Origin of the sequence: Candidatus Nitrosocosmicus agrestis, assembly GCF_008389435.1 — an archaeon.
In the GTDB taxonomy this organism is placed as follows: domain Archaea; phylum Thermoproteota; class Nitrososphaeria; order Nitrososphaerales; family Nitrososphaeraceae; genus Nitrosocosmicus; species Nitrosocosmicus agrestis.
Genome location: NZ_VUYS01000012.1, coordinates 49,042 through 62,542 on the forward strand (window position 1 = coordinate 49,042; position 13,501 = coordinate 62,542).

Genomic DNA, 13,501 nt, shown 5'->3' on the forward strand with positions numbered 1-13,501 from the left:
TTTCTCTAATAGTTAGTTGGATATTCGTCATGCTCTATCTCAATATCTCCCAAAATAGCGTCATATTCCATTACAAACTTTCTTTTGAATTCTGCTCGATCTGTTGTATCTGACAGTTTAGATTAAACACCTCCTTTTGGTAAATTCTGCATCTGCAAGACTGATTGCAGTTTTCAATAGATCTTTAGAATCTATGTCAAACTTAGGAACATCATTTTTACTTCTTTTCTTGGCGGTTTTGATGATTTCTTCATAAACGAAAGTTCTAAGTATTTTAGTGTAGGTATTAGCATCGGGGGAAGTTGCATACTCGTTAGCATTGGATTGGTTATTCTTTGTTACTTGATAGGTAGGTGTAGAATAACTCATTTTCTAGTTTGCAACCCCCTTATTACATTGATGAAATGTGTCTATTTTCTCTTCTATTAGCATCTTTATGACATATTTCTTTGGCATTTCATAATACTTTGCCAGAATGTTTAGTTTCTTGTTTATGCTCTCACTTATCATGACACTAACTCGTCTTTTTGGACTTATTGTATGTCGATTGTGTGTTTTTAACATTCAATACTACATAGTATTGCATAAATTTATATATAATATACAATTTTATCATACAATTCTTATACACTTGTTTTCTACATTATCTACAATATCTTTATTAGCATGTTAATAGCATGCCAAATTAATACAAATGGTGAAGTCTAATAAAAGACTAACTGTGGCAATATTTGAGTCGGTATATCAAAAGATAAAATTAGCAGCGGAACAAAAGGGTAAGACATTGCAGGATTATGTAAATGAGACTCTACTCATGAACGTAGAAAGAGATGAGTTCCTAAAGATCTTTGCACCCAATCTTTCCTTAGAATATGTAGCCAATAACACGATATTTCTGCATGACGAAAAACAAAACAAAACAATCACAATTAAACTAAGGTATCATGAAGATAGCAGTTGTGATGACGGATTTGAGATATTTTGCGAACAGGACGAGTCAATAGAATGTCTGCATGTAAGGTTTACAATGGCATTACCCGAGTTAATAAAACTTAATCTAAAAAGATCAAAACAAAGATTAGAAGGATGGAAGAATTATACTGAAATGAATACACGTCCTTCAGGTCAGATATAATCTGAAAATATTGTAAAATCAAGGAGTAAACTCTACGGTAAAATATTATAGATTAATGTCGTAGAAGGCAAATAAATCTGCAAAAGTAAGGTTATGAACTTCAACTCAAGTTCGGAGAAAATCAATAAAGAAAATCAAATTGATTGTAGGGATCATCGTACATTCTTAGGCTCTATAGGAGTTTCATTATTTTGCTTCGTCATTGCTTTTGTTACACTACCGTTAAATCTGAGTGTAGGGTGGATATTTTTAGTTTTTGCCTTCATTATTGCCTGCATTTCTACTTTATTGTTTATTTACGAAAGAAAAGATAAAATAGAAATATTGTTATTGCGATTATAACAAAAGAGCGTTTAGAAAATACTGATTCCGAAATTGGACCTGCATTTAATTATTATTTTTGTACCTCGACCAACCAAAGGTATAAAGTATGTGAGGAGTTGTATTATTTTTTAAAAGAAAATGATATAGTAGAGGTTATAGCAAAACACGATTCTATATTGGGTCTTGTTAAGGTAGTAGAGGAGTAAAATATTGTTAAATGAGGGATAGAAAAATAAATAGTTAAAGTAGGATGCAAAAATCAAATAGAATGAGTAAATCAAAATCTACTAAATCTCCCCAATCAGACAAGAATAATAATAATGATAATGATGAAGATTATTACCTTAAAGACCATTACGATAATGTATTGTTGGTAAGAGACAATATCTTAAAGAAAGATATCGAGATTTTTATCAAGGGTGGACCACTACACTGCGACCACCATAATGAGGTTATGGGTTTTGGATGTAAACACATGAACTTTGTTCATTCATTAGATGAAGTTGAGAAGCTAAAGAGAGCAGGGAAGCTGAGGTAATTTTGAGATGTGCTTATGTATGTATTATATATATACACAGGATAGATTACACGGATGGATCCACCACCCCATGAAGGTATTGGTATAATCTATCCTGTGTCCGTAGAAACCGAATGGTTGAATATTCGGAGGATAAATAATGAATTTCATCAATTAAAGTTTTATCTTGATTATCAGATCATATATTATAGTAAATATGTGAGATGAACCTATTGTATATGAGCCTACGGAAAAGGATGAAGGTTTTTAGGTTCATCCCACATTGGACATTTTATGACACTTGCAACTTCCCTTCTTTTTTAAAAGTTGCAGGGTAAGCTACGTTATCAACTATTAATGTTTTTTGTTCGAAATGTAGCACCTTGGATAGGGTGAAAGCTAGATGATAATCAAAAAAAGGACTCCTAGAATTATTAAAGTAATAAGTAGCACAGAGAGGAAATGAGAATAGCAAAGGCGTCAATTAGAAGTTCACATGGGGAACTTTCTCATGCTTTTGTATTCTTATTGCGCGTCTCAACGCAAGCACTTTTCTCATTTGGTAATGGTAGGATCAAATGAAGGTATGAGCGAATGAATAGACGTAGATGTGAGGATATGAATCCTTCTATTTTTTCCTTACCTTTGTGCAATCGTCATCACCGTGCTTTCAAATGAGGTAGTAGTATATTAGATGAATAAGCGATCGTCTGAATGCCTGATATTAGAGGAGTGGATCACTTTTTGTAACGATACTTATCACATGATTGTAGCCTTTACTTTTGTTCTACTTTTCTCTCTCTTTGCGTTCCAAGCTGTGTGGTACTTGTCTTGATACCCCGGAGATTAGGGCAAGAATTAATATGGTAAAAATATTATTTATCAATGATCTAGATTATCTGTTCTTATTTTACAAGTGGAGAAAATGGGGGATGAACCGCATGATGAATGAAAATCAATAGCCAATATGACAAAGCAGTAATCATGGGCTCATCCCACATGAAATGAAGACAAATACATGCCACTTGTCTTTGTATACACCTTCCCTGTCGAATGCATGCGTATTAAGGGATAGGTGCATACGGTTGCTATTAATATGAAAATATAATATATGGATTAGTTAAAAGTCATATTGAAAAATATCAGTTATTCTTGTTTATATTTTAAATAATGGTTAATGAGAACTGGGTGGCGAAATAAAATAAAATTTTTTAATTTCTAATAATATACAGGATGGGCTTTGGTGCGGATCAAAAAAGGTATGGTAATACTTACTTTCAATGGTAGTTGATATGACCGGGCCACCACCCATCCTCACCGCATTGGACATATGACGTGAATTATTTTATGATAGTCTTACTACAATAATTAAATAAAGATTGTCTTGATTATTTGGATTGAGATTAAATCATTATGACAATGTTAAAAATACAGGGTGGATTTACTAGTAGGCAACCTAGTAAAGTACATTAGCATATCCACCCTGTATTCATCAGGTTCCGAACTAACTTATAGAACGGAAAGATAACCATAGCAATCATCAATTAAAGTTTTTTGATAAAAGCATTGTACAAGTGAAATAATATTCATCCAATACAAAATGTAGAGAAAGAGATCAGCAACTTGCCATTGTGCATAATTCGCAGTCAAACATTTCCTGATCTTCTTACATCTCCACATCTACACAAAGAATGCTTGATTTGTTTTTCCCCTTGTTCAGTTGTAGATAGTCAAAGTACGTAAGAATTTTTAAGTATTTTGGTTATTATTTATTTTATTGTATTTACACAGATCATTTTATATTAGAATTTTATAAAACCATGCCATGTTTTCAATTAATTATATTACAATTGGCAATGAACTAGAGTATTGACGATTGAAAAAAATGAAGATTAGACTAACGAATGAATCCTATTGTCCTAAACCAGTTCCATAATCTTATGGCCAACCAAACAGCTATGTTTCCACCTAAATTGAAAATGATTCGGATGACTAGTTCTCGAAGGAGTTGTGATAAATAGTTGATCAAATTATAGTATCATAAAGTCTATTGATGAATTTACTTAAGAATAGTTAAAAGGAAGAAATGAAATGAAATATTTAAAAAATGTGGGATGGATTTAATCAAATTAAATATTGAAAGTAATAGTGGATTAGAACTTTATGAATCTTCAAAATGCTTGCTGCAGCCGATAATTTATAATAGTTACAGTGGCAATTGTTAATAGTTATTCTGTGACTTAGGTTACATTTTATCAAAATAGCATTGACTAACTTGATTAATTATTGCTTTGCAAATACAAGTATTTCGATTTAGAATATTAAGAAGAGAAAATGAAAATTTTTTCACTATGATTGTTTCAATTCTTCGGTTGGAATCTCTTGATCAGCAATGGGTTCAGTTCTCTTCGGAGAATCTATCGCATTTTGAGCCAAACTTATCATTTCTGCAACGTTTGATGGCATGTTTATTTCATTAATTTCTTTATTAACATCTTTCTTGCTAAGAAGATATTGGTTTGCGAATGAATGACTTATTGACTTTACTTCCGAAAAATCGATTTTTAATTGATAAGAAGGATTATGTATGATATCCTTTTCAAAGAAGGAAATAACGCTCTTTCGAATGGCTAAATGAGGAGAAATTGAATCTTTTATTGAAATAATAGGAATATTTGACATATTCAATGAATAAGACCAACTCGTTATTGAATTTTTATATTTCCAAAGTTTTGCCTATAAAATTACTCCCAAACTAAATTATCAATAAATTTTCCCTTTGGCTCCATGAATTTGCATCTAGCGCTAATCATGGTACCATTAAGGTGGAAATGAGGATCATTTGGTTTGTGCTTTCTAGGAGGTTTTCTCAGATCTAATATACCTTTACCTGATATTATTAGAAACTCGCCTTCATATTGATTGGTGCATATATTATATGATGAACGAATTCCTTTCCCTCTACCTGCATCAGGACGGGTTGTTACTCCCTTCCAAGCTCTATAGATACAATCCACATCTTCTGGTAATCCTATTCCACTATTTCTAAATACTCTTGGTATTGTTAATCCATCATCGAAAAACGAAAAGTCCAATAATCCTTGTTGTTTATACTCCTGCGCCATAAAAAAAGCATTTGTAAATTCGGAATGATCATAAATATTGTTTATAAGTTCTTGGAAAATATAAAATAAAGGAGTTGGGTCTGAAAACCTGTCCTTCAGAATATTGTAAATTGAATCCATTTCAGAATCAAAATTTGTATGATCTTCGGGCAACCTCGTCAATGGAATATAAGTAAACGTAGATCTAGACGAAATATCCTTCTTTATGATGTTTTCAAAATAGGAATGGACATCTTGATTTTCAATAATAATATTTTCTGAAGGAATATCATTAGTCGTGATAAAATGGTACAAAGGTATAATATGAGTAGGGGTCAGGAAGTCATTCTTGACGATGATTTTACTGTTTTCATTATAATCTTTCCTAAAATTACAAAAATCCAAATAGGAGTCTAACAGATTCTTCATGGTTATTTTAATATCCTACGTACTAAAAAATGAATCCATAATACAAAATGGACTTTCTTATTTGCAATCTTGAGAAGCATATCATACCTGCTATGCTTCGGTATGATGATGATGGAATCATTTTTTCTCCAATTATTTCAGATGCCCAATTTCTCTCTGATCTCTGCTAACTCAAAACTCATTCTGGATAGATCACTCTCTCTTTCTTTGTAATAGTCTACCTGTTTTTGTAAGCGGTGCTCATTTGATATTGTTAGAAGGTCAACTGCTTTAAGATATTCTTGTAAAATCTCTTCATCCTGGGGCTTGTAATAGACCTTATCTAAGCCTGTTGAATGGCCTACTAGCATTTCCCTAATTGTCTTGTCTACCTTGGCTCTCTGCATTTGTGTTATTGCAAAAATACGTAAGGAATGACAGGGGTGTAGTTCATGTCTGATTTTGGGTGCTTCTTTCTGACTCATAGTTTCTGTTGTATGGATTTTTTCTCTGATTCCTAGTTGATGTAATTTATGGATTATAACTTTTTCAGTGATACTACTAGGTAAGATAGATGTTTTAGATGAGTATAGTGCAGTATTAAGTTGTTTATTGAATTGTCTAATTATTAGAGCTGTATCTCCTGGAATCCAGTTGCCATTTTCATCTATTTTTAATGATGATTCGCCATGTCTTTTTCTCATGTCCAAATATTCATCAATGGCTTTAGCAGTTTCAGGAGTACAAAATGTAAGATATTTTGATTTAGGTGAGTTACCATATACTGTTATTTGATAAATAAAGTCTTTTGTTGTATTTGCTATATTCCATCTCTTTAGGTGTTTTAATCTAATATGTGGTAAAGCTCCTACTCGCATTCCTGTTGAAGCCATTAGTAATACACAGACTCTGCCTCGTTCATCTTGTAATGAGAGTAATTTAGAAATTTCATCTAGATTGTAAGGTCTGTATTCTTGTTTGTTTTCATGCTCTCCTATGAATTTTGATATTTTTTTTCTATTTATGAGAACGTCATTAATAGTGAAAAAGTGAGAAAGTGCTGCTAGAAAAAGGGATAAAGAGGAATGGGATAAGCCCTCATTATCTTTCATGAATATCAGATGCTCTATAATGTCTGCCTCTAATTCTTTGGGATTAGTTTGCAGAATTTCATCTAGAGTTTTATTTTTGTATTGGGGTAAATTTAAGAATCTGTTTAGGTAAATCGAATATGCATCTTTGGTATATCTTGATCTCAAGGAATTTATAAAATTTCGATATGCGAGATGATCCGTTACCTCGGGTCTAATCAGATTAAAAATGCTAGTTGTAAGTGAAGTGGAATTTTTCATAATATCTAGACTGTATAGCAATATGGTAGCTATTAAATATGCTATATAGAGTGATTAAATACAATTAATAATTTTGAAAATGAGGGGGGTAGCAATAGGTAGATTATTTCACTTTCCTAAATAAGCTATAATTAAAATGTAAATAAATAAATAAATAAATAACAACTAGAGTCACACTAAAATAGAAATTATTATTACCATGGGTATGATTATATGGCTGACCTAAAAGTATGGCTCGTTTTAATAATGCTTTGGGTCGTTATAGGATCTACATATATAGGTATAAAAATTTCGATTGATACTATACCTCCCTTTTTAATGTCAGGAACCAGATATGCATTATCAGGGGGTCTTCTTTTATTGTTGAATTTTCTGATACCTTCCAAAAACTATCTCACTGAAGGGAAGTTAACTCGGGATTATAAAATCGGAATCAGATCTAGAATTGTTCAACTATTTGGTAAGAAACAATGGAGGGAAGCATCGATTATTGGAGCCGCTTTGATATTGGGTGGTCAGGGACTGTTGACTTGGGGTGAACAATTTCTTTCATCTAGCTTTACCGCCCTGCTATTTTCTACCGTTCCTATTTGGATATTACTGCTGGGAAAGTTCTTATACAAAGAAAAGCTAAAGAAATTTACCATACTAGGTGTGGTATTAGGGTCGATTGGTTTTATTATTTTGATATCTCCTACCTTGTTGGCACAATTTGTAGAGATCAATTCTTCCAACACGAAGTTTGAATTTGTTGGCATACTTGCATTGATGGTGGCTACCCTTAGTTGGTCAGGGGGATCGTTATATTCTTCAAAAGCAGATCTACCAGACAACATATTTATTTCGACCGGTATGATGCTATTTGTAGGCGGACTTCTTTTACTTGTATTAAGTGTTACAACTGGCGAACTCCAGAAATTTCACGGTGATACAATTTCTAGGAATTCATTTATTTCGTTGATTTATCTCATAACGGTAGGGTCTGCAGGTTGGGTTGGATTTTTTTGGATACTTAGATATACTTCTGCAACGCTTGCAAATACATTTGCTTACGTTAGCCCTGTGATTGCCATAATTTTGGGATGGGTTATACTTGATGAGGTTATCACTATTCAGCTAGTAGTTGCTACTATGATAATAATGATCGGAGTTGTATTGATAGCAAATAGGGGAAAGTTTTGATTGTCAGACTGACTAGTTTTGTAAATATCTTTCTAATCTTTGATCTCGAATGACAGTTGTGAGTCAAATTTAGTTAAATGTGATTATGTCTCTAAATGACCAATTGTGGAGTTATTTTCTAACTCGGATACTAGAACAATGTCATTTATTCTAAAAATATTTCTTAGAGCATATTATCGGGATGCGTAATAACAAATTAAAAAATTCCATTCTTACTACTAAAAAAACCAAGTCTTGTCTAATACAAAGCCAAAGAGATGTCATTGTTATTGATGACTTACTGGATGAAAACAAATCAACCCAAATAAAATTACGTCAATACATTGGCTAAATTTCAAATGCCTTTGACGTTTAAATTTTATAATATCTATAATGGAGAAGATAGTTTGATGATCGCAAGACTTTGGAGTCGCATCTGTTGTTATAGGTATTAATACTTAAGTAAATGACAAAATTTTAGAATTGAAATATACTAAGAATATGGATAGCACGATTATTTACTTGGTTTAAAGATAATGTGTATTAATAAAATGCTTTTAATCTAAAAAGACTGTTCTTAAATTCTCATTTAGATTATTTAAGGTTCTCATGTCTTCTTGATTAATTTGAAAGTCAAATACCTCACTATTTTCTAAAATTCTATTCTCGCGACTAGATTTAGGAATTACAACCAAATCATGTTGCAAATTCCAACGGATTAGTATCTGTGCAGGACTTTTGTTGTATTTTTTTGAAATTCTAAGAACTTCATTATGATTTAGTCTTCTTCCCCTAGTCAATGGACTATAAGCTTCGACTTGAATTTTGTTATCTACACAGAACTTTAATAGATCTTTTGAGTAGTTGAAGGGATGGAATTCCACTTGATTAATTGCAGGTATAATATCGCTATCTTGTATCGTTTCTTGTAATTCATCAATGGAATAATTACTGACTCCTATGGCGTTTGCTTTTCCTTCTTTCAATAACTTTATCATGGCTTTCCATGTTTCCTTGATTTTTCCCGCAACTGGCCAGTGTATGAGATACAAATCCACATAGGTAAGTCCAAGTCGTTTTAGGCTGGAATCAATAGCATTAAGAGTAGAATCATATCCCTGATCGGTGTTCCAGACCTTTGTTGTTATGAATATGTCTTCCCTTTTTGAAGAATTATCCTTTAATGCTTTGCCAACATCAACTTCATTACCATATATCTTGGCAGTATCAATGTGTTTATATCCGACCTCTAAAGCATACCTAACTGCTCTGACTGTTGGTATGCCCGGGGGAATTTGATAAACTCCTAGTCCGATTCTTGGGATTTGAACTCCATTATTTAATTTCGTAGTAGAGTTGAGCGAAAAAGACATCTATACGAAAGAAATTATCATTAATAGACTTAACCCTATCTATGATAATCGTTGCTTAAAAGACATCAAAAAATTTATTTTTAAGTTGTAGATTTGAAACCTAAGATCCTTATTGCATTTTGAAAATGCATTTGCGAATGTACTTAAATGTCTTAACCTGTGTGTCTATTTGCTGCTTCTACTGCTTTGAGGATTAATTCATTGAGCGATTATTCTATGTGACTGAATTCTGTATCTTTTTTGAATACATTAGTGAACTTTTTCTTGCTGCTGAACTGTAATAGAAGACTAGGGCAGTAATAGTTTTAATGAATATATGTCTATATACTATATATAGGAATAATGACTCAGGTTATTTTTCTAAAGTTTTATCTTTGAAAGGACTGTCTTATTCAGCAAAAATTAATTGACCGATAAAATAGATTGCATCAAAGGTAAGAATAGAATGAGATCCGAGAATCCCCTAATGAATCAAGTCCTTGATGCTTACAAGCCACTATGGTCTTTAAAACATGCCATCTCTTTAATGAGTTGGGACTTTGAGACATATATGCCCAGACAAGGAACTGAGGATAGGGGCGTAGCCGATTCACAACTGCAAATGTTACATAAAGATCTTTTACTAGACAAAGATTTTGTCAGTCTTGTTGAATCGGCAAAAAATCTAGAAAATCTCGGTGACACTGAGAAAGGTGTAGTGCGAGTACTAGACAGGGAAATTGTAAGACAGATTAAAATACCAAAGGAGTTGACAGAGGCAGAATCTCTTGCTAGAATAAGGGGAAATATGGCTTGGAGGGAAGCTAGATCTAAATCTGATTTTAAGATGTTTGAGCCCTATCTTGAAAATATGGTGGAGATAAAAAAACAGATCGCTGCCAAGAAGGGATATGAAAAACATCCTTATGATGCGCTTTTAGATGTTTTTGAAGAGCAACTAACTGTAGCCGATATGGATAGAGTTTTTGGGACATTAACACCGCGTATTCAACAGATTCTAAAAAAACTCCGAGATTCAAACAGTCCATTTTGCCAAGAGAGTAATCTTACTACAATAAAATATGATATTGAAAAAGTGGATAAACTTAATCAAGACATTTTAAAACTTTTACAATACGACATGAAGCGATTCCGATTGGATATTTCTACTCATCCTTTTACAGAGACCATGGGTCTTAATGATGTCCGGATTACTACTAGGTATGAAGGTTCAGACTTCAAAAGGTCGATTTTTAGCACTATTCATGAAGGTGGACATGCACTGTACAATTTACAATGCGACCAATCTTTGTCTCATACTCCTATTGAAGGTGGAACTTCACTTGGTCTTCATGAATCTCAATCAAGATTTTGGGAAAATATTGTAGGTAGAAGCATACAATTTGTTCACTTGATAGCGCCTTTGATTAGAGATTACGTTGATCATACAAAACAGGCAACGGATGAAGATTTGTTCTTTTATTTTAATAACGTTAAAGCTGATTACATACGAGTCGATGCGGATGAAGTTACATACAATTTACATATAGCAATTAGATATGAAATTGAGAAAAAAATATTCGGTAATGAGCTGAGAGTTAGGGAAATTCCTGATTATTGGAACGATAGAATGGAAGATCTTCTTGGAATCAGACCGACAACAGATTCGCAGGGAGTTCTTCAAGACACCCATTGGAGTAGTGGTCTATTCGGTTATTTTCCAACCTATACGTTAGGAAACTTAGTTTCGGCTATCATTGCTTCCAAAATGCATAAGGACCTGTCAGAATACGAACAAGATATCCAGAAAGGAAATTTTGATCCGATTAGAAATTGGTTGAGGTTAAATATACATCAGTATGGTTCTACATACGCTCCAAAAGATCTTCTCGCAAAAAACTTTGGAGAATGTTACAACCCGGATTACTTTATTACCTATATAGAGAATAAATACTGTGTTTGAATCCTGACTATTTGTTTGGCACTTGATAATGTCAATCAATTATTGCTGAGTTTTTTTAGCTTCTAGCATGATGCGACTCAAAATAATTAAAAAGAATTACGATAAGACTATCTAGTTAGTGTTTCTTTAAACAGCATGTGAGATGACTAGGCTGGATAATGTCCATAGTTAGCCCCTGTGACTTCCTCCACTACTATGTAAACAATGGCAGAAGGCTTGTAATTTCCAGATATGGTACTCAGAAACAGTGATCTCCCAATAAATGGAACGGATGCGGAGAGAAATGGTGGTGGATTGATTCCATGTTCCGGAATAATTCTGGATGGCGCACTTAAGATACTAGCATCTCCTGCTTCAAACTTGTCTTTTTAAGTGACATTAACGGTGGGATTACTTTTCTGTGACCAAATTCTGATGATGCGAAAATTATTTGCTGGAAATCAGTATACTATTCAATAACTAACCTCTAGATTAAAGTAAATGATAGAATACCTTCAAGAGTGGAACTATCATCTCGGTAAGGAAAAATGATTATTGTTTGTTTGTGCCTATCTTGTTTTGAGAATTCCTGAACTAGTTGTTTTGGTGCCTCATTGACAAGTGGATTGCTGATCTCTTATGGATAAAAAGATGATATATTCTATATCTTTTGATTCTGGGTCAAAGAATAAGTTGTATTATTAGATGTCACATTGATTGGATGTCCTAAAACTTTTACTTGATTGATCTCTTTGTATATACCACATAACCATAAAGAGAGCGCCATTTAAATTATTGATATGACAAACAAATTATTTTCTTTTCCTTCAGATGAGCTTTAATGAATACACATATGGTACATGGTAATTATCCTCATAGATCTGACGTCATGTTTAAACCCTCTTTCATTTTTTTTGATATTGTAATTAAGCAACTGTATTAGGTTTATTGAAGTAATCTATCTAAATATTTGACAATTAACTTGTTGGAGGGTTCTCACTTTTGATCATTTATTGTTATAATTAAATATTTTCGATTGTACTATCATATTTAGTTTTATTATTTTGTTGAATACTTTTAATCACAATGTATGAGAAACATACCGTGAAATGCAAATCCTGTGGTCAGTTATTTATTTCAAAGGAGGATGAAACTGTTTGGAACACCTGTTCCAAGAAATTGGAGAATATAAAGTAGGTCATAATAATATAAACCCAAACTTGGCCTGGGATCTTACATTAAAGATTGTTAGACCTTGATTAAATAGTAATCGATGTCTAACTTTTTTAAATAGATTTGCTATAGGTATTCAGTTGTCCCAATATGTGGTCTTTGAATTCATCCTCATTTGCTCTTTCTTATTGCTTGTAGCTTTTACATTTGATATATCTCTGGTTGAATCATCTCCCACGGGAACACGTCCACATTATGTCTTCGACCATGCTGGTGTTATCAATGATAAATACGAGAATTTAATGGATACCTTTCTTCGACAATTAGATGATTCAACAACTGCTGAAGTTATTGTTTATACTATTCCCGGTTTTATAGGACACGGTATCAAGAAAGATGGACAAGAAATCCAAGATAGGGATACACTTTCAAATTACATATTCAATGAGTTGTACCTCGATGACATAAAGGGAATTGGTAAGACTGGTAAGGACAACGGAGTATTAGTATTATTTTCTTCAAAGCCTGACACTTCTGGAGGATCCATGAGAATTGAAGTTGGGAGAGGACTTGAGGGTAACATTACAGATGGTATAGCCGGAGAAATATTAGATACTTATTTGGTACCTGCCAGAGAGGTCTATGTCAAAAATGGAAATATTACTTTACTCGATCAAGGTATTTTAAACACTGTAATTTCATTAGGACAATACATCGGATATTCCAATAGTGATCCAATCTACAAACTAACGCCACAAACACAACAACAGTCTCCACTAGACTATTTGGGGATAATTATAATGGTGATAGTTTTCTTGGCGGTTTTTTCACTAATTCTTCGTAGGAGGGGTGGTAGAAATTGGAGAAGATGGGGAGGTTACGGTGGTATGGGCTGGTACGGTGGTACTGGTGGCGGGTTAGGGTCTGGATGGGGCAGTGGAGGCACTGGTGGCGGTTTTGGAAGCGGAGGCACTGGCGGAGGTGGATACTCTAGTGGTGGAGGTGCCGGACGATAACATTTATTTATAACCTA

General features: G+C 33.2%; 13 protein-coding genes. 7 read left to right on the plus strand and 6 right to left on the minus strand.

Annotated features, from left to right (window positions below):
• Positions 1 to 117: 117 nt before the first annotated feature.
• Together F1Z66_RS08895 and F1Z66_RS15470 are read right to left on the minus strand one after the other, a co-directional pair.
• Entirely contained in the window at positions 118 to 369 is a 252-nt protein-coding gene (locus F1Z66_RS08895) for a hypothetical protein (RefSeq protein ID WP_149863264.1), read from the minus strand.
• A 3-nt stretch (positions 370 to 372) separates the two neighbouring features.
• Positions 373 to 510 (minus strand): hypothetical protein, encoded by a 138-nt coding sequence (locus F1Z66_RS15470; RefSeq protein WP_154670528.1) that lies wholly within the window; start codon positions 508 to 510, stop codon positions 373 to 375.
• A gap of 184 nt (positions 511 to 694) precedes the next feature.
• Here F1Z66_RS15470 and F1Z66_RS08900 point away from each other — a divergent pair, with 184 nt between their 5' ends.
• The 3 genes from F1Z66_RS08900 (at position 695) to F1Z66_RS08910 (ending at position 1,997) form a co-directional block, all read left to right on the plus strand.
• Positions 695 to 1,135: a hypothetical protein gene (locus F1Z66_RS08900; RefSeq protein ID WP_149863265.1), complete on the plus strand. Its 441-nt coding sequence runs from the start codon at positions 695 to 697 to the stop codon at positions 1,133 to 1,135.
• Positions 1,136 to 1,228: 93 nt separating this feature from the next.
• The gene (locus tag F1Z66_RS08905; protein ID WP_149863266.1) at positions 1,229 to 1,477 is read left to right on the plus strand and encodes a hypothetical protein; all 249 of its coding nucleotides are present in this window, start codon (positions 1,229 to 1,231) and stop codon (positions 1,475 to 1,477) included.
• 250 nt (positions 1,478 to 1,727) lie between these two features.
• Entirely contained in the window at positions 1,728 to 1,997 is a 270-nt protein-coding gene (locus F1Z66_RS08910) for a hypothetical protein (RefSeq protein WP_149863267.1), read from the plus strand.
• A 2,328-nt stretch (positions 1,998 to 4,325) separates the two neighbouring features.
• Here F1Z66_RS08910 and F1Z66_RS08915 read toward each other — a convergent pair.
• From F1Z66_RS08915 to F1Z66_RS08925, 3 genes are all read right to left on the minus strand, one after another.
• Complete coding sequence (locus F1Z66_RS08915; RefSeq protein WP_149863268.1) at positions 4,326 to 4,664, minus strand: hypothetical protein; 339 nt, start codon at positions 4,662 to 4,664, stop codon at positions 4,326 to 4,328.
• 56 nt (positions 4,665 to 4,720) lie between these two features.
• The gene (locus F1Z66_RS08920; protein ID WP_149863269.1) at positions 4,721 to 5,509 is read right to left on the minus strand and encodes a sensor histidine kinase; all 789 of its coding nucleotides are present in this window, start codon (positions 5,507 to 5,509) and stop codon (positions 4,721 to 4,723) included.
• A gap of 137 nt (positions 5,510 to 5,646) precedes the next feature.
• A complete protein-coding gene (locus F1Z66_RS08925) occupies positions 5,647 to 6,840 on the minus strand; it encodes a site-specific integrase (protein WP_149863270.1) in 1,194 nt (397 codons plus the stop codon).
• A 213-nt stretch (positions 6,841 to 7,053) separates the two neighbouring features.
• On the opposite strand from F1Z66_RS08925, the gene F1Z66_RS08930 reads away from it, so the two are divergent.
• Positions 7,054 to 8,022: an EamA family transporter gene (locus F1Z66_RS08930; RefSeq protein WP_149863271.1), complete on the plus strand. Its 969-nt coding sequence runs from the start codon at positions 7,054 to 7,056 to the stop codon at positions 8,020 to 8,022.
• A gap of 536 nt (positions 8,023 to 8,558) precedes the next feature.
• Here the strand turns inward: F1Z66_RS08930 and F1Z66_RS08935 are convergent.
• A complete protein-coding gene (locus F1Z66_RS08935) occupies positions 8,559 to 9,374 on the minus strand; it encodes an aldo/keto reductase (RefSeq protein ID WP_149863272.1) in 816 nt (271 codons plus the stop codon).
• Positions 9,375 to 9,819: 445 nt separating this feature from the next.
• Here F1Z66_RS08935 and F1Z66_RS08940 point away from each other — a divergent pair, with 445 nt between their 5' ends.
• The 3 genes from F1Z66_RS08940 (at position 9,820) to F1Z66_RS08945 (ending at position 13,484) form a co-directional block, all read left to right on the plus strand.
• Positions 9,820 to 11,316 (plus strand): carboxypeptidase M32, encoded by a 1,497-nt coding sequence (locus F1Z66_RS08940; protein WP_149863310.1) that lies wholly within the window; start codon positions 9,820 to 9,822, stop codon positions 11,314 to 11,316.
• 231 nt (positions 11,317 to 11,547) lie between these two features.
• Entirely contained in the window at positions 11,548 to 11,688 is a 141-nt protein-coding gene (locus F1Z66_RS15475) for a hypothetical protein (RefSeq protein WP_154670529.1), read from the plus strand.
• A gap of 932 nt (positions 11,689 to 12,620) precedes the next feature.
• Complete coding sequence (locus tag F1Z66_RS08945; RefSeq protein ID WP_149863273.1) at positions 12,621 to 13,484, plus strand: TPM domain-containing protein; 864 nt, start codon at positions 12,621 to 12,623, stop codon at positions 13,482 to 13,484.
• The last annotated feature ends 17 nt before the right edge of the window (positions 13,485 to 13,501 follow it).

Bases quoted from the DNA above. Each gene is read 5' to 3' on its own strand.
- F1Z66_RS08895 (WP_149863264.1), bottom strand. From the start codon at position 369: ATGAGTTATTCTACACCTACCTATCAAGTAACAAAGAATAACCAATCC.
- F1Z66_RS15470 (WP_154670528.1), bottom strand. From the start codon at position 510: ATGATAAGTGAGAGCATAAACAAGAAACTAAACATTCTGGCAAAGTAT.
- F1Z66_RS08900 (WP_149863265.1), top strand. From the start codon at position 695: ATGGTGAAGTCTAATAAAAGACTAACTGTGGCAATATTTGAGTCGGTA.
- F1Z66_RS08905 (WP_149863266.1), top strand. From the start codon at position 1,229: ATGAACTTCAACTCAAGTTCGGAGAAAATCAATAAAGAAAATCAAATT.
- F1Z66_RS08910 (WP_149863267.1), top strand. From the start codon at position 1,728: ATGAGTAAATCAAAATCTACTAAATCTCCCCAATCAGACAAGAATAAT.
- F1Z66_RS08920 (WP_149863269.1), bottom strand. From the start codon at position 5,509: ATGAAGAATCTGTTAGACTCCTATTTGGATTTTTGTAATTTTAGGAAA.
- F1Z66_RS08925 (WP_149863270.1), bottom strand. From the start codon at position 6,840: ATGAAAAATTCCACTTCACTTACAACTAGCATTTTTAATCTGATTAGA.
- F1Z66_RS08930 (WP_149863271.1), top strand. From the start codon at position 7,054: ATGGCTGACCTAAAAGTATGGCTCGTTTTAATAATGCTTTGGGTCGTT.
- F1Z66_RS08935 (WP_149863272.1), bottom strand. From the start codon at position 9,374: ATGTCTTTTTCGCTCAACTCTACTACGAAATTAAATAATGGAGTTCAA.
- F1Z66_RS08940 (WP_149863310.1), top strand. From the start codon at position 9,820: ATGAGATCCGAGAATCCCCTAATGAATCAAGTCCTTGATGCTTACAAG.
- F1Z66_RS15475 (WP_154670529.1), top strand. From the start codon at position 11,548: ATGGTACTCAGAAACAGTGATCTCCCAATAAATGGAACGGATGCGGAG.